We start from the raw sequence: 15,732 nt of genomic DNA on the forward strand, positions 1-15,732 counted from the left end.
GGGGCCAGCCGCCCCCCTGACTGCGGCCAGGGGAGCAGCAGGGGAGTCATGCTGTCCCCGGCTCAGGAGGAGACGCTTTAAGCGCAGATCCGCCTGCATGGTCTGCGCTTAAAGAGCATCTCACCCCCCTTGCATCTCCCCCCCCCTAAGAGGTACGGATAAGCTCCAGTAACTCTTCGGCACTGATCCTGGCGCTGACATCAGAACCCTCCAAAAGGGAGTTGGCCAGGTCCCGTTTTTCCTGATGCAGGCGGACGATCTTCTCCTCGATGGTCTCGGCCGTGACCAGGCGATAGACCGTGACCGGTCGCTTCTGGCCGATACGATGGGCCCGGTCCGCGGCCTGATCCTCCACCGCCGGATTCCACCAGGGGTCCATGTGGATCACATAGTCGGCTGCGGTCAGGTTCAAGCCCAGACCGCCGGCCTTGAGACTGATCAGGAAGAGATCCCCATCGCCCTTCTGGAAGCTCTCCACCTGGCGCTGACGCTCCTTGGCAGGGGTGGTGCCGTCCAGATACTTGTAGGCGATCTTCTCCTCATCGAGAAAGGCACGAATCAGGGCCAGGTGGCCGGTGAACTGACTGAAGACCAGGGCCTTATGGCGGCCCCCCAGCAGTTCCTCCACCACCTCCTGGAAGACCTTGAGCTTGGTGGAGGCGATCTTGGTATTGGCATCGATCAGCTTGGGGTTACAGCAGGCCCTGCGCAAGCGCATGATCTCGGCCAGGATCCGGAGGTGACGGCCGTTCTTCTCGGCACTGCCCTCGATGTTCTCAATGGCCTGCTGGCGAAGCGCCTCGTAAAACTGCATCTCCTCGGGCTGCATCTCCACCCGCAGAGTGATCTCGGTACGGGGCGGCAGTTCATCCAGGACCTGGGACTTGATCCTGCGGAGCATGAAGGGACGGATCAACTTCTTCAGCGAACGGCGGGCATCCCGGTCATGGTACTTCTCGATGGGTATGCCGAAACGGCGATTGAACTGCTTATAGCTCCCCAAGAGGCCGGTGTTGATGAAGCTGAACAGGTTCCAGAGCTCACCCAGATGATTCTCGATGGGGGTACCGGTGGTGATCAACTTGAAACGGGCCTTGAGCTTCATCGCCGCCCGGGAGCGCTTGGTGGCCGCGTTCTTGATGGCCTGGGCCTCATCCAGGACCACCGACTGCCAGGGCACCTGCTCCAGGAGCTCGATCTCCTGCTGCAGGAGGGTATAACTGGTGATCAGCATATCAAACTTGCCCAGCCCTTCGATGATATCCTCCCGGTTCTGGCCGGAGAGCAGGTGCATCTTGAGGGTGGGGGCAAAACGGTTCACCTCGGTTTCCCAGTTCATGCAGACCGAGGTGGGCGCGACCACCAGGGTGGGCCCCCGATCGGCCAGGCTGAGGATCACGGCAATGGCCTGGAGGGTCTTGCCCAAGCCCATGTCATCGGCCAGGCAGGCGCCAACCCCCAGGTTGGCCAGGCGACTCATCCAGACAAAGCCGTCCTGCTGATAGTCGCGCAGCTCGGCCTTCAGGGTTGAGGGCACCTGGGGCACAAACTTCTGGGCATCAGCCACAGCCTGGAGCTGGCGCTGCCAGCCCTGATCAGCGGTGGTATTGGCCTGCTGGGTAAACTCGTCCAAGGCAATGGCAGCCAGGGGATGGATGGTCAGCTCCTCGCTTTCGCCGCCCTTGGGATTGCCGAAGAGAATCAACTCTTCCAGCCGATTGCGGAACTCCTGGGTAAGGGCGATGAACTGGCCGTCACCCATGGGGATGAAACGGCTCTTGGCCTCACTGACCTTGTCCAGCAGGGTCTTCAACTCGATGACCTGATCCTGATCCAGCTCCAACTGACCGGAGAGGGCGAACCAATCCTGCTGGCTGGTCCGGATATTCAGGTTGAGTTGATTGACCCCTATCTGGCGACGGACCGAAATCTTCTCCCCTTCCGGCCACTCCAGGACAATCTTCTCCCGAATCTCTTCCAGCTCCAGCAGGGCCTGAAGGCACTCTTCCGGATCAAAGAGGTGCCACTCCCGTTTATCTTCCTGCTCAAGATCGATGGCCAGGTCCAGGATCGGACAGCTCTCCTCCACCTCCCGGGCCCGCTGTTCCTCCAGCATCAGGTTGCGCCGGGTCTGCAGTCGCTTGCCCTGGATCTCGCTCATCAGGTTGGAGACCCCTACCCCGGGTTTGAGGTAGGGTCCGCCCTGGTGGAAGGGGCGGACAAACATCTCCAGCCGAAAGCCGCTGCCATAGGGGATAATATGGATGTGAACGGTGGAGTCACTCTCGACAAATTCCGCCTGTTCCCCCTCGCCCAGGACCTCTATGGAAGAATGCACCGTCATGAAGGAGGCAATGTTGCCGATGGCATCCAGCACCTGACGGCTGGCGGCGATCGGTACATAGAGGCCGTTCTTGCCGGTAATCTCGGCGACCTTACGGTGCTTCTCATTGATCTCAATCACCCGGTAACGGGTCGGGGTCTCGGGCCAGACCGCCAGCTTACCGTCGCCGATATCCTGGGCAAAATGAATAAAGAGATTTTCGTCCTTCTGCTCCACCACCAGTTCGGGCTCTCCGGCCACGATCTCCACCGGGGCATGGGGGGACTTCTCCTGAAAGACATGGGGATGCCCCACCAGAAGCGGCAGGGCGGCCTCATAGTCAAAATCACAGCCTCCGTTTTTGCCGGTGACCTCACCGACCTGCCGGATGGTGCCGCAGATCTGCCGATCCTGGCTGGTGAGGTAGTCAAAGTCCTTGGTCTGGAGCAGACGGTTCAAGGCCACGGATCGCCCCTTGGTCCAGCCGCCGCTGGCGGTTTTCTTCTGCTCCTTGGGCAGGATGCTCAACTGCTGTTCCCCATACGCCACAAACCAGGCCAAGCGGACATTGCTCTCGGCCGCTCCCACCTTGCGGGTCACCCGAATAAGCTCCTGGAGACTCTGCTTCCAGGCATCTTCCGGGGCTATGATATGGGTAAGGAACCGACACTGGAGCTGGTTTGCGAGCTCATCGGCCACGGCCTTCTTGTTGGCCTGATCGTTGCCCAGGGTGGCCAAAAGCTCGGCTGTTTCCATGGCCAGCCAGGAAAAGGAGTGGTTCTGGGCCTGATCATAGAGGGCGGTCAGGGCGGCTTGAAATTCAGGAGGAATCTCCACCCCGATCCAGTGAAGGGCCAGCACCGCCACCAGGGTGGTCAGGCTGCGTTCCTCGGCCTCCAGCCGCTCGGTCAGGGCCATCATATCCGGCAACTTGCCGTCAGGTGCCCGGACCACGGCATCCAGGAAGCGGAAGGGAACCTCTTCAGGACAGCCCTGGCAGCGAAGCAGCACCGTATTGACCGCCTGACGGATCTGCTGCCGGTCCCCCTCCTGATTACGGGCCAGGAGGGCAAAGATGCAGAACAGCCCGGTTATGCCGTAGAAGAAGATGGGATTGTCTCCGGCATACTCCTGCAAGCGTTGCTGGTCTTCTGCAAAGAGTTCCAGGGCCTCGTCGAGATCACCACAGAGAAAGGCGACGCTGCCGGCAAAGCCTGAACCCTGAAAGGAATCAGCGTGACGAGCCAACAGCTCACGCAGATCGCTGAAACGACCTTGGAGCAGATAATAGTTGGCCAGGAGCCGATGAAAGGGCACCAGTTCAATACTCGAAACCGAGAGGGCGACCTCATTTTCCAGGTAGGCCAGGACATCGGGAAAGTGCTGGAGGTTTTCCAGGGAATAGCGAACCACCTGCTCAAGCAGGTAAAACTGGAGCGAGCTGGGCAGGCTGCTCAACCACTCCTGATCAAAGGCCCGGGCCGTGACGGTCACCGCCGGGGGATCACAATCCAGGACCCCACTGCACTCCTCATCGAGAAAGGCCAGAGCCTGATCGATCCGCTCAAAATCCTGCAGATAGACCCCGATCCGAAACTGACGCAGGGCGCGCCAGCAGCGGGTCACCCGCTTGCCGTAAAGATAGGAGACCGGAGCCTCCCGCTCCACCAGGGCGGCATAGACCCCAAAGAGATTTTCCTCAACGCTCTGACGGGTCAGATACTCCGCCAGCACCGGTTCACACTGGTTCTTACCATTCAGGTACCCCTCTGCCCGCAGCCGTTTGATGGCCAGGTCGACCTCATCCTTAACCGGTCGCTTGCCCCCGGGAAACGAGAGCTCAACCCTGGCAACACATTTACAGAGAAAGGCCTTGGAAACCGGCTCATAGATAATGGAAACCAACTGCAGCAGCAGCTGTTCCAGAAATGGGAGATTATCCAGGACGTGAAGGGTGCTCTTTTCCTCTTTAACAGCAGACATGAATTCCGTAGTAGATAAAAGTTCAAGGGATGGTCAGGGCGCTGACCACGTGGAAGACGGGACCAGCGGAAAAGCAAAAAACCCCGGCACAGGATGGCCGGGGTTCAACGCTACAACAGATGGCCGCAGGCTGCGGCCGAAGCAGGCTGCCGCAAGCTACTGCAGCAACTGCTCATTGATCCAGATCTTGGCATCGCTGCGCAGGACCCCTATCCAGGCAGAGAGCAGCCGATTCTGCTGGTTGAGCAGGAGCTGTTTGGCCAGGCCCTGCTGCTGCTCCGCGCTCATCCCTGGACTGTTCTGCCGGCCATCGACCAGGGCAAAGACGTAAAAGCTGTCATTGGCGGCAATCACCTCTTCAGCCACGACCTGACTGTTGCTGAGAGCAAAGAGCGCCTGGACTAGCTCCCTGGGGATATCGGCCTGCACCGCGTCACGTTTGAGATAGTCCGACTCTTTGATCGCTGACCCGGCAGGCAGGCCGCCCTCTTCCCTGGCCTTGGCCAGTAACTGCTCGGCCGCCTCCCGGGCCAGATCAGCGGCCTGTTCGGCGCTATAATCGGACACAACCTGGGCACGGATATCAGCCAGGGGCGGTACCTGCGGCTCCTGGCGATCGGTGACAAAGGCGATGGCATAGCCCTGCCCGGTCTCCACCAGGGAACTCAGCTCCCCTGCCCGCAGACCAAAAACCGCCTCAAGCAGGGCCATGGCCTGCTCAAGATTTTTGGGCGGTTGGTTGCGGGAGAAAAAATCCGTCTCAAGGACATGGCTGCCGCCGGCGGCTACGTACTTATCCAGACTGCCGGCCCGGATGATCTCCTCATAGGCGGCAGAGGCCTTTTGGAAGGTGATCCCCCGGACCCGCTGTTGACGGAGGTCCTGCCTGACCTCTGCCTCCACTTCCGCCAGGGACCTGATCACGGCCGGCTTGACCTCCTCCACCATGATCAGGTGATAACCAAAGGGTGTTTCCACCGGCGCAGAGATCGCCCCCGGCTCCAGGGCAAAGACCGCCTGATCAAAGCTCGGTACCATCTGTCCCCGGCCGAAGAAACCGAGATCCCCGCCCTTGGACCGGGTCGGCCCCTCAGAGTATTGGCCGGCCAGGGTGGCAAAGTCCTTGCCCTGGCGGAGCTCTTCTTCAACCTGCTCGGCCCTCTTTTTGACCGCCTCTTTTTCTGCCGTGGTGGCGTCTTTGCCGACCTTAAAGAGGATATGACGGGCCCGCCGCTGTTCCGGCTGGCTAAAGGCCGCCAGATTATCCTGGTAATAGTGAGCAAGATCTTCCTCGGTCAGGGCAACCTGCTCCAGATCCTCGGCAAAGGGAAAGGAGAGATACTGCATCTTGACCCGGGGAGGGGTGACATACTGGGAGCCATGCTGTTCATACCAGGCTGCCAGGGCCTCATCGGCCACCTCAACCTGATCAAGGAAGTCTGCACCCTGAAAAGCCACATAGGCCAGCTTACGTTCAGCATCGGCAAACTCGACCCAGGCCTGCAGTTCCTGGGGCGGCACCTCGGCAAAGGCATTGATCTGCTCTATCATCCTGGTGGTGACCAGATCACTCTTCAACCCATCTTCAAAAGAGGTCGGGGTCAGACGGTTCTGGCTAAGGATCGCCTTGTACTGGTCCAGATCAAAGCTGCCGTTCTCCTGAAAGACCTGCATCTCCTGGATCATCCGCCGAGTCTCTTCGGCACTGATGACCACCCCGCTGGCCGCTGCCCCCTGGCGAAGCAGCTCAGCCTGGATCAGTTGATTAAGAACCTGGCTCTTCAGGCCCAGCCCCTCCAGGAAGCCGGCCGGCACCTGACCACCGAACTGCTGGCGATAGGTCTCCACCGAGCGATCATAACTCTGCTGGAACTCCTGAAAAGAAATTTCCTCATCATTCACCACTGCTGCCGCGTTTCTGTTATCATTGAGGTTGCTGCCCACTCCCCAAAATATAAAAACCACCGCAATCAACACGACCATGGCCTGAATAACGATAGACTGTGACCGCTTTCGCAAAATATTCAACATGATACAACCGCTCCTTCAACGATACCGACAAAAATAATCCCACCGGGAAAAGCCCCATTATGTTCAATTTTCCTACAACTTACCAGGGAAAAATGCATTCCTTTTCCTTCCCGGACTCTGATTGATCCGTCATTCAAAAAAATAGGGTGTATGCTTGACAAACCCATACCCCTATAGTAAGAATCTGGTGATTTTTTTCTAAACAGGACTGAAGTACGTACTCATATTAATACTAGGCCAAGGAGGAACACATGGCAACAATCGATCACAATGGTACAAGTTACGAGGTAGATGAAGACGGCTTCCTGTTGAAAGGTGCCGACGATTGGGATGAAAACTGGGTTGATTACGTAAAAGGCGTTGAGGGTATTGCGGAAATCACCGACGAACACCAGAAAGTCATCGATGCTCTTCAGGAATACTACAAGAAGAACGGCATCGCTCCCATGGTTCGGATCCTTTCCAAGACCACTGGTTTTCCCCTGAAGCGGATCTACGAACTGTTCCCCTCAGGACCAGGTAAAGGCGCCTGTAAGATGGCAGGTCTGCCCAAGCCCACCGGTTGTGTCTGATATAGCCGACTATATCAGCGTGTAGTTTTAGGGAAGGTTGCCTGCAACCTTCCCTTTTTTTATACCCACTGCCCTCCCCGCCCTCAGCAGCGGCCTAAAAGGACATCTCCAGGAAATGGGCATGATAACGGGTCAGGTCCTCACCGCATTGGCCGCAGATAAATTTCACCTCTCCGTAGACCTCGGTGTCATTCTCCTCTGGAGTGAATGAGCCGTCCACATTCTGCACATAGCGGGTCGTCACCAGAACATTCTCCGCGATCTCAACAAAGTCTGTTTTATTGCCGCAGCTGCTGCAGACCACTCGCCCTGCCGGTTCCCCTGCAGGTATCTGTACTGTATTTTTCATTATAAATGCATGCACTCCTTGGATTGGAGAAGATAATTAAGCTTTAGCGCAGCCCCCTCGGCTGGATTACCACGGCCGCCCCAGCAACCCCAGCGACCGAAAGCGCGCCTTCGCCCCCGCTCCCCAAAAGAGAGGGGAGGGATTCATTTGATAAAAAAGGTTGGCTCTCTGCCAGGCCCTGGGAGCTGACGAGTCACCACCCGGTCCACCCGTGCCAGCGGCGGCCCCCGGTGCAACCAGTTCACCATCCCGGCCAACTGCTGCTCATCCCCCTCAAGCAGGGCCTCCACCCTCCCATCCGGGCAGTTACGGACCCAGCCGCTCACCCCCAGCTGCAGAGCCTCCTGGCGACAGCTTTCCCGAAACCAGACGCCCTGAACCCGGCCCCAAACCTCGACCATCAGCCGTGTACGCCCCATCCCAGCCCTCCTGTTTTCAGCTTTGGAACAGCTCCAGGAACCCCTCCTCCGAGAGGATGGCGATCCCCTGGGCTGCTGCCTTTTCCCTCTTACTGCCGGCCTTGTCTCCGGCAACCAGATCGGTCACCCTCTTGCTTAATCCGGAAACCACCTGCCCCCCCTGGGCCTTGACCAGTTCCTTGGCCTCGTTACGGGAGAGCTGCTCCAACCTGCCGGTAAAGAGAAAGACCCTGCCGCTCAAGGCTTGTTGCTGCTGACGCACGGCCTGGATCGCCACTCCGGCCGCCTCCAGCCGGCTCAGGCTACGGGCAAACTCCGGGGAGTGGAGAAACTGCTCCAGGGAGGCGGCAGCCCGGAACCCGATCCCTTCTATGTCCAACAGCTGCTGCTGATCAGCCGCCAGCAGGGCGGAGAGATCGGCAAAACGTGCAGCCAGCAGGCTGGCGGTCACCTCACCCACATGGCGAATCCCCAGGGCGCGGATAAAAATATCCAGCCTGGGTTGGCGCGCCCGTTCCAGGGCCTCCAGGAGGGCCTGGGCCGATTTTTCTCCCCAACCCTCCAGCCCGGCCAGCTGTTTAGCCTCCAGATAAAAGAAATCAGCGATCTCCTCGACCAGGCCAACACCAACCAGCTGTTCCACGCTCTTCTTCCCCAGGCCATCGATATCCAGGCCGTTTTTGCCGGCAAAGTAGATCAATCGCTGGAGCTTCTGGGCCGGACAGAACACGTTCAGGCAACGGATGGCCACCTCCCCTTCCAGCTGCTCCAGAGGGGTCTCACAGGCCGGACAACGCTCGGGAAAGACGATGGCCTCTTCCCTGCCGTTCCGTTTCTCGACCACCACCTTGACCACCTCCGGGATCACATCACCGGCCCGCTGAATCAGGACCGTATCATGGATTCGGAGATCCTTGCGCCCGATTTCATCCTGATTGTGCAGGGTCGCCCGCCGAACCTGGGCCCCGTCCACCAGCACAGGCTCCAGCCAGGCAACCGGAGTGACCACCCCGGTCCGCCCGACCTGGAACTCGACCTGTTCGATGGTGGTGGTGGCCTGGATGGCCGGAAACTTCCAGGCAACGGCCCAACGCGGAGCCCGGGCGGTTGCCCCGAGCCGTTGCTGCAGTTCGAGCCGGTCCACCTTGATGACCATGCCGTCGATCTCATAGTCCAGACCGTGGCGAAGCTGCTCCAACCGCTCATACTGGGCCACCACCTGCTCCAGCCCGGCACATCCCCGGACCAGCGGATTAACCGGAAAGCCGAGCCTGGCCAGCGACTCCAGCAACTCCAGCTGACCGCCGCAGCCCAGGGGCTCGCTGACGCTCATGCTGTAGACAAAGAAATCCAGGGGCCTGGCCGCAGTGACCCGCGAGTCAAGCTGACGCAGCGAGCCGGCAGCGGCGTTGCGGGGGTTGGCAAAGAGGGGCAAGCCCTCTTCCAGGCGCTGCTCGTTGAGCTCCTTGAATCCCTGTTTGGGTAAAAAGACCTCGCCGCGGACAATCAACTGCTCCGGCCAGGCCGGCTCCGGACCGGACTGCAGCCTGAGCGGAATGGAGGCCACGGTCTTCAGCTGGAGGGTAATATCCTCTCCCACGATGCCGTCCCCTCGGGTTGAGCCCGTCACCAGGCGCCCCTGTTGGTAGACCAGCTCCACGGCCAGGCCATCCAGCTTGGGTTCAGTCACATAGCTGATTTCGCCCTCGAGTCGGAGGTAACGACGAACCTTGTCTTCAAACTCCCCCATGCCTTCAGCGGAAAAGACATTATCCAGGCTGAGCATGGGCACCAGGTGCTCCACGGTCTCAAAACCTGCCAGCGGAGCCCCGCCCACCCTGTGGGTTGGAGAGTCCTCGCTGATCAGCTCCGGATGACCGGCCTCCAGCTCCACCAGTTCCTGGAAGAGGAGGTCATATTCACCATCAGAGAGCAGAGGGGCATCGAGAACATAGTAGCGATGCCCATGATCATGGAGTTGACGACGCAACTCTTGAATACGTTGTTCTACCTGGCGGGACATCTGGCTTACATATCCTCAAGCAGGACACCGGCCTTGGCGATATTTTCCCGACTCTCCTCATCGATGAAGATCAGGATCGCCTCCTTGGGCTTATTGGCGATGTCGGAGATAACCTCGGTAACGCCCTTGGCGATCCCCTGCTTCTGCTCCTTGGTCAGGCTTCCTGCTACTCTGATGTTAACGTATGGCATGGTTGGCTGTACTCCTGTTCAAATTGAATAAAAAAATTCCATAGACTCCTCACCGCCTCTTACATATCAGAAATTTACTTTTTCGTCGATCAGGTTATGGTAAGCAGCGTAGACAAACAAGCACTGCGCAGGGTCGAAGCCGAGAGGAGTCGTCACTGCCTGCTGAACGGGATCAGCACAGGGGCGACTTCTCCCTGGCTGCTCTGTACAGGGAGGACAGCGCGCCCAGATCGTTGTCCCCCCATTTCACCTTGGCTGGGAGGACCCCATGCATATTATCGTTACCGGAGGGGCTGGCTATATCGGCAGCCACACCTGCGTTGAACTCTTGGAAAACGGCCATCAGGTCACCGTGATCGACAACCTCTCCAATGCCAGCCGGGTCTCGCTGAGCCGGGTTGAAGAACTCACCGCCAGGCAGCTGCGCTTTTTCCAGGTCGATCTCCTGGACCAGGCAGGACTGGGCGAGGTCTTTTCCCAGGTCACGCCGGTTGACGCGGTGATCCATTTTGCCGGACTCAAGGCGGTGGCTGAATCCGTTGAACAGCCCCTGCGCTACTACCACAACAACATCAGCGCCACCCTGAACCTCTGCCAGGTCATGGCCGAACACCAGGTCAAAAATATCGTCTTCAGCTCTTCGGCCACGGTCTACGGAGACCCGGCATCGGTGCCCATCAGGGAACACTTCCCGCTCTCCTGCACCAACCCCTACGGCCGGACCAAGTTGATGAGTGAAGAGATCCTCAGGGACCTCCATACGGCCGACAACAGCTGGAATGTCGCCCTGCTGCGGTACTTTAACCCCGTGGGCGCACACGAGTCGGGCCGTATCGGCGAAGACCCCAACGGCATCCCCAACAACCTGATGCCCTACATCGCCCAGGTCGCCGGCGGTAAACTGGAGCAACTCAGTGTCTTTGGCGATGATTATCCCACCGCGGACGGCACCGGGGTCCGGGACTTCATCCATGTGGTTGACCTGGCCCAGGGCCACCTCCTGGCCCTGGAAAAACTCAAACAACACCCTGGGGTGGTCACCTATAACCTGGGAACCGGCCAGGGCTATTCGGTGCTGGAGTTGGTCCGCGCCTTTGAACAGGCCTCCGGACGTGCGGTCAACTACCGGATCGCCCCCCGCCGCTCCGGTGACATTGCCCAGTGCTACGCCGATCCGGGCCTGGCCCTGAGCGAGCTTGGCTGGCAGGCCAAGCGTGATATCCAGCAGATGTGTGCCGATACCTGGCGCTGGCAGAGTGATAATCCCCAAGGCTACCCTGCCTCCGACGAACAGGACTAGATCCCTTAGGCATAGCCGTGACCCACATCACCGATAAGAAACGGATCACCATCCTCATTGGCCTGCTCCTCATCCTTGGCTTCATGACCACCAGCCTGGTCAGTTACACCACCACCACCCACGCGGTCCGGCGCGACCTCAGCGAAGACGTCCTGCCCCTCACCGGCGACAACATCTACTCTGAGATCCAAAAAGATCTCATCCGCCTGGTCTTCATCTCCTCGATGATGGCCACAGACACCTTTCTCAGGGACTGGATCCGGGACGGCGAACAGGACCCTGCAGCCATCACCAGATACCTGGCCGCCATCCAGGCGAAGTATGGTACGGTCACCTGCTTCCTGGTTTCAGAGGCCAGCCATACCTACTATCAATCAAAGGGGGTGCTCAAAACCGTGGACCGGGACGAGCCGCGCGACAACTGGTACTTCAGGGTACGTGAGCTGAACACCCCCTATGAGATCAATCTGGATGTCGACCTGGCCAACAGTGATGCCCTGACCATCTTCATCAACTACAGGGTCGAGGACGAGCAGGGGCGCTATCTGGGGGCCACGGGCTGCGGCCTCACGGTGACCAGTGTCAAGACCCTGCTGGAAGAGTATGCCCACCGCTATAACCGCCAGATCTACTTTGTCGACAGTGCAGGCCAGGTCGCCCTGGCCAGCAGCAGCAAACCTCCGCCCTTCGCCCGTCTGGCGGAGGTGCCCGGCCTGCGCGGCCTGGACCTCAGCCGCCAGGACCCCGCTTCAAGGTCCGTCTCCTACCAGCGAAACCAGCAGACCGTGCTCCTCAACAGCCGGTTCATCCCGGAGTTGGGCTGGCACCTCTTTGTCGAGCAGTCCATTGCCGACAAGATCCACCACAACCGGCTGACTCTTGGCAAAAACCTGCTCATCAGCCTGAGCATCGGCACCCTTATTCTGCTGGCAATCTACTCCACGGTCAGCTCCTACCAGCAGACCCTGGAGACCCTGGCCAGCACCGATACCCTGACCCAACTCAGCAACCGCAACGCCGGAGAGATCCTCTTTGCCCAGTCCATCCGGGAAGCAAGGAGGAGTGCCAAGCCCCTGACCGTGATTCTCCTTGACCTGGACCGGTTCAAACAGATCAATGACCGCTACGGCCATGCCGCCGGTGACGCTGCCCTGGTAAGCGTTGCAGCCACGGTGAAAGAGCGTATCCGCGAGGCAGACAGCTTCAGCCGCTGGGGGGGAGAGGAATTTTTACTGCTCCTCAAAGAGTGTTCTCTTGGTCATGGTCAGGAGATCGGCGAACAGATCAGGAAGGCGGTGGAGGAGACCACCATCTACTTTGAGGGCAAGCCCATCACGGTCCGGGTCAGCCTGGGGGTGGCGGAGCTCGCACCAGGGGAAGAGCAGGAGGCCTTTCTCAAGAGGGCGGATCAGGCCCTGTATCAGGCCAAAGATGAGGGCAGGAATCGGGTGGTGCTGGCTGGCTGAAACGGATCAACCAGCAAGCCGAGGCTGGAGCGGCTGGAATCGATCACGGCAGCACCCTCCCCTTTCGAGGTCGGGGAGGGTGCCGAACCGCACTCAAGCCGGCATCCCCCTGCAAGAGGGGGAGAGAGGGGGGAAATGCGCCTGGCTGCAGGCAGCCGGCGCAGGGACGGGCTGCTAGTAGCCGCTGGCAACGATCAGGTCGGTCTTGGTCTTCTTGGCATAGGTATGCTTTTCCTTGCCCTTCCACTGATAGTTAATCCAGACACCGTCAGCGGTGGCAGCCTGAAGTGCCTCATAGATGGGCATGGCCTTGGTCTTCAGATCCTGGCCGGCCAGAGAAGGATGAACGATGAGCAGCCCACCCTGCTCCATGATAAAGGCATAGGGAGTGTAGGCATCGGCAGCAAAAGCGGCTGCATCCTTACCGCCGTCGATGGCAAGCACAATCTCATCGACATGCTTGCTGATTGCAGCCTTATCTGGGGCATCGGCGGCATCGGTGGCCACAGCCTGACCTGCAAAAAGGGCGAGACTGACAACTGCGAGAACAACCATTACACGTTTCATCTTTTTCTCCATTCTGAATTTCAAGGAAACACCCTGCTCCGACAGGATACCATAGCTACTGACCAGGGGAGCCGAGGGCCTTGGCAAGGTACGGCCTCCCGTGTCACTGCGCCCTCTACAGCAGAGATCGTGCCAAACCTTGAGAAAAACAAACACTCCCCTGACACCCCCCTGTATTCACAGAATATTTACACCTCCACGCCCCCCCTGAAGACGGGGCTCAAGCCTCCACCCTCCCCGGACAGCTCAACCCATGGCCCCAGCTCCGGCCGGAGCCGTCTCTAAAAAGCAACACCAGCACGCCCTGTAAGCGCCTCTATTCAAGGTCTTAGCCCAGAGGAAGGGAAGAGCCAGCCCCCGCACCAGTGTCGCTTAAAAGTGACACTGGACCCTTCCGGCGAGAAGAGACGGCCAGAGTTCCCAGGCCGGCAACTGGAGACGAGCGGCCTGGTCGGCAAAGAGCGGTGCTCCACCGCCTGGCCCCCTAGCCCCCTGGTCATGGAACCGGTGTAGCCCTTGGCTGTGATCATTCCAAAAAGGGCCCCAGGACAGTTCCCCTCTGTTGCAGAGCTGTTGCTCACCCCGGCCATGGCCCCGAGTCGATGAGGCTTGCCAAGGGCAGGAAGCAGCCGGAAAACCAGGTTTGCTTTTTTTAATATCCATCTTACCCTCCGCTGTGGTAAGGAACAGATGCAGCGTCCTTGATTTGTCTCCAGCTCAAGGGTACCTTGAAAAACGTGATGGTTCAAAGTGGCCTCACATTCCAAACCCCTTACTGTAGCCCCCACAGCCCCGGCAGAGCCCCTCGACACACCCCATGGAACAGGACAGACTTTTTTCTTCCGGCACCATCCAGGAAGACTTCACCTTCAACGAACGGGTCGCCGATGTCTTTGACGACATGGTCAACCGCTCCATCCCCTACTATCAGACCGTGATCCAGGGGCTTGCCGCCCTCCTGAGGCAACGGCTGGAGCAGGGTACGACCATCTATGACCTCGGTTGCTCCACCGGTTCTACCCTGCTGGAACTCAGTCGCCAACTCCAGGACAGGGAGCTGCGCTACGTGGGCATAGACAATGCCCAACCCATGATCGACAAGGCCCGCCGCAAGAGCGAACTCTTTTCCAAGGAGGAGCTGCTTACGTTTTACCGGGATGATATCACCAGCTGTCCCCTGGATCATGCCGGTGCCGTGATCTGCAACTACACCCTCCAGTTCCTCCGGCCCATCACCCGTCAGCCCTTCCTCGACCGCATCTACCAGGCCCTTCCCCCGGGCGGGCTGCTCCTGATCAGCGAGAAAACCCTCTCCCATGCCCAGCGTCTGAACCGCGATTTTATCGCCCTCTACCACCAGTTCAAGAAGCGGCAGGGCTATTCGGAGTTGGAAATTGCCGCCAAGCGAGAGGCCCTGGAAAACGTCCTGATCCCCTTTTCAGTGGAAGAAAATCTGCAGCTGCTGCGGCGGGCCGGTTTCGAAGAGATCGAGATTTTTTTCAAATGGTTCAACTTTACCTCCTTCATTGCCCTGAAATAACCCTATGGATTACACCACCCTCTTTCCCCGGGCTGACCTGGCCGGACTCAACGCCCTGCTGGAGGAGAAATGCCAGTGGATCAGCCAGCCCAAAAAAGGATTCCAGCGCTACCGCGCTCCCCTGACCGCCCTTGACCATCTCCGCGCAGAGTGCTGCGACTTCAATCAGGATGTGGTCACCATCGGCCAGCGGGAGCAGCTCAGCAACAGGGAATATCGTCAGCTGAAGGGCTGCCTGGAAAACCTGATGCCCTGGCGCAAGGGTCCCTTTTCCGTGTTCGGCATCGAGATAGACGCAGAGTGGCGCAGCGAACGAAAGTGGAACCGGCTGGCTCCGCACCTGCCCGAGCTCAAGGACAAGGTCATCGCCGACATCGGCTGCAACAACGGCTACTACATGTTTCGGATGGCCGCGGCAGAGCCCCGCTTTGTCCTGGGCTTTGAACCCTATGTCCACCACTACTTCACCTTTCAGACCCTCAACACCTTTGCCGGCCAGGCCAACCTGGGAGTCGAGCTCCTGGGGATCGAACACCTGCCCCTCTTTGCCAACAGCTTTGACATCCTCTTCTGCCTGGGGATCCTCTATCACCGCCACTCTCCCATCATCTCCCTCCAGGATATGCATCAGGCCCTGGTCCCGGGGGGAAGCGTCTTGATCGAGTCCCAGGCGATTCCCGGGGCAGAATCCATGGCCCTGTTTCCGGAACGCACCTATGCCAAGGTTCCCGGGACCTGGTTTGTACCCACCGCCTCCTGCCTGGCCAACTGGCTCAAGCGAGTCGGCTTCCGGGAGATCAGCCTGTTTTGTCAACATCCCATGAGCAGCCTGGAGCAACGCCGGACCGAGTGGATGACTTTTGAATCCTATGAAGATTTTATTGACAAGCACAACCCTGAGTTTACTATAGAGGGGTATCCTGCACCGCACCGGGTATTTTTCAAGGCACAGAAATAATAAGATAATT

Annotated in this window: 12 protein-coding genes; 5 read left to right on the plus strand and 7 right to left on the minus strand. The window is 59.0% G+C overall.

Going from position 1 to position 15,732, the window contains the following annotated elements; genetic code table 11:
* Positions 1-145: 145 nt before the first annotated feature.
* Together G494_RS0103245 and G494_RS0103250 are read right to left on the minus strand one after the other, a co-directional pair.
* Entirely contained in the window at positions 146-4,306 is a 4,161-nt protein-coding gene (locus G494_RS0103245; protein WP_028583380.1) for a DEAD/DEAH box helicase, read from the minus strand.
* Positions 4,307-4,462: 156 nt separating this feature from the next.
* Complete coding sequence (locus tag G494_RS0103250; RefSeq protein WP_028583381.1) at positions 4,463-6,337, minus strand: SurA N-terminal domain-containing protein; 1,875 nt, start codon at positions 6,335-6,337, stop codon at positions 4,463-4,465.
* A gap of 251 nt (positions 6,338-6,588) precedes the next feature.
* Between G494_RS0103250 and G494_RS0103255 the strand changes: the two genes are divergently transcribed.
* Positions 6,589-6,909: a TusE/DsrC/DsvC family sulfur relay protein gene (locus G494_RS0103255; protein ID WP_028583382.1), complete on the plus strand. Its 321-nt coding sequence runs from the start codon at positions 6,589-6,591 to the stop codon at positions 6,907-6,909.
* A gap of 94 nt (positions 6,910-7,003) precedes the next feature.
* Here G494_RS0103255 and G494_RS0103260 read toward each other — a convergent pair whose 3' ends face one another.
* From G494_RS0103260 to G494_RS0103275, 4 genes are all read right to left on the minus strand, one after another.
* Positions 7,004-7,258, minus strand: coding sequence for a hypothetical protein (locus G494_RS0103260; protein WP_028583383.1), 255 nt, complete (start codon positions 7,256-7,258; stop codon positions 7,004-7,006).
* A 143-nt stretch (positions 7,259-7,401) separates the two neighbouring features.
* Positions 7,402-7,677 (minus strand): acylphosphatase, encoded by a 276-nt coding sequence (locus tag G494_RS0103265; protein ID WP_028583384.1) that lies wholly within the window; start codon positions 7,675-7,677, stop codon positions 7,402-7,404.
* A 16-nt stretch (positions 7,678-7,693) separates the two neighbouring features.
* Positions 7,694-9,700, minus strand: a complete 2,007-nt coding sequence (ligA, locus tag G494_RS0103270) for an NAD-dependent DNA ligase LigA (protein WP_028583385.1) — start codon at positions 9,698-9,700, stop codon at positions 7,694-7,696.
* Positions 9,701-9,705: 5 nt separating this feature from the next.
* Positions 9,706-9,891, minus strand: a complete 186-nt coding sequence (locus G494_RS0103275; protein ID WP_028583386.1) for a tautomerase family protein — start codon at positions 9,889-9,891, stop codon at positions 9,706-9,708.
* Positions 9,892-10,159: 268 nt separating this feature from the next.
* Between G494_RS0103275 and galE the strand changes: the two genes are divergently transcribed.
* Positions 10,160-11,191 (plus strand): UDP-glucose 4-epimerase GalE, encoded by a 1,032-nt coding sequence (gene galE, locus G494_RS0103280; protein ID WP_028583387.1) that lies wholly within the window; start codon positions 10,160-10,162, stop codon positions 11,189-11,191.
* Between the two features lie 17 nt (positions 11,192-11,208).
* Positions 11,209-12,657, plus strand: coding sequence for a sensor domain-containing diguanylate cyclase (locus G494_RS0103285; protein ID WP_028583388.1), 1,449 nt, complete (start codon positions 11,209-11,211; stop codon positions 12,655-12,657).
* Between the two features lie 174 nt (positions 12,658-12,831).
* Here the strand turns inward: G494_RS0103285 and G494_RS0103290 are convergent, their stop codons facing one another.
* Positions 12,832-13,224 (minus strand): hypothetical protein, encoded by a 393-nt coding sequence (locus G494_RS0103290; protein ID WP_028583389.1) that lies wholly within the window; start codon positions 13,222-13,224, stop codon positions 12,832-12,834.
* Between the two features lie 817 nt (positions 13,225-14,041).
* Here G494_RS0103290 and cmoA point away from each other — a divergent pair.
* Both cmoA and cmoB read left to right on the plus strand, forming a co-directional pair.
* Entirely contained in the window at positions 14,042-14,764 is a 723-nt protein-coding gene (gene cmoA / locus G494_RS0103295; protein WP_028583390.1) for a carboxy-S-adenosyl-L-methionine synthase CmoA, read from the plus strand.
* Between the two features lie 4 nt (positions 14,765-14,768).
* The gene (cmoB, locus tag G494_RS0103300) at positions 14,769-15,722 is read left to right on the plus strand and encodes a tRNA 5-methoxyuridine(34)/uridine 5-oxyacetic acid(34) synthase CmoB (RefSeq protein ID WP_028583391.1); all 954 of its coding nucleotides are present in this window, start codon (positions 14,769-14,771) and stop codon (positions 15,720-15,722) included.
* The last annotated feature ends 10 nt before the right edge of the window (positions 15,723-15,732 follow it).

The sequence above is a fragment of the Desulfogranum mediterraneum DSM 13871 genome, from assembly GCF_000429965.1.
GTDB lineage: Bacteria > Desulfobacterota > Desulfobulbia > Desulfobulbales > Desulfobulbaceae > Desulfogranum > Desulfogranum mediterraneum.

Excerpts from the sequence above, each read along its gene's own strand:
- G494_RS0103245 (WP_028583380.1), bottom strand. The coding sequence starts at position 4,306 with ATGTCTGCTGTTAAAGAGGAAAAGAGCACCCTTCACGTCCTGGATAAT.
- G494_RS0103250 (WP_028583381.1), bottom strand. The coding sequence starts at position 6,337 with ATGTTGAATATTTTGCGAAAGCGGTCACAGTCTATCGTTATTCAGGCC.
- G494_RS0103255 (WP_028583382.1), top strand. The coding sequence starts at position 6,589 with ATGGCAACAATCGATCACAATGGTACAAGTTACGAGGTAGATGAAGAC.
- G494_RS0103260 (WP_028583383.1), bottom strand. The coding sequence starts at position 7,258 with ATGAAAAATACAGTACAGATACCTGCAGGGGAACCGGCAGGGCGAGTG.
- G494_RS0103265 (WP_028583384.1), bottom strand. The coding sequence starts at position 7,677 with ATGGGGCGTACACGGCTGATGGTCGAGGTTTGGGGCCGGGTTCAGGGC.
- ligA (WP_028583385.1), bottom strand. The coding sequence starts at position 9,700 with ATGTCCCGCCAGGTAGAACAACGTATTCAAGAGTTGCGTCGTCAACTC.
- G494_RS0103275 (WP_028583386.1), bottom strand. The coding sequence starts at position 9,891 with ATGCCATACGTTAACATCAGAGTAGCAGGAAGCCTGACCAAGGAGCAG.
- galE (WP_028583387.1), top strand. The coding sequence starts at position 10,160 with ATGCATATTATCGTTACCGGAGGGGCTGGCTATATCGGCAGCCACACC.
- G494_RS0103290 (WP_028583389.1), bottom strand. The coding sequence starts at position 13,224 with ATGAAACGTGTAATGGTTGTTCTCGCAGTTGTCAGTCTCGCCCTTTTT.
- cmoA (WP_028583390.1), top strand. The coding sequence starts at position 14,042 with ATGGAACAGGACAGACTTTTTTCTTCCGGCACCATCCAGGAAGACTTC.
- cmoB (WP_028583391.1), top strand. The coding sequence starts at position 14,769 with ATGGATTACACCACCCTCTTTCCCCGGGCTGACCTGGCCGGACTCAAC.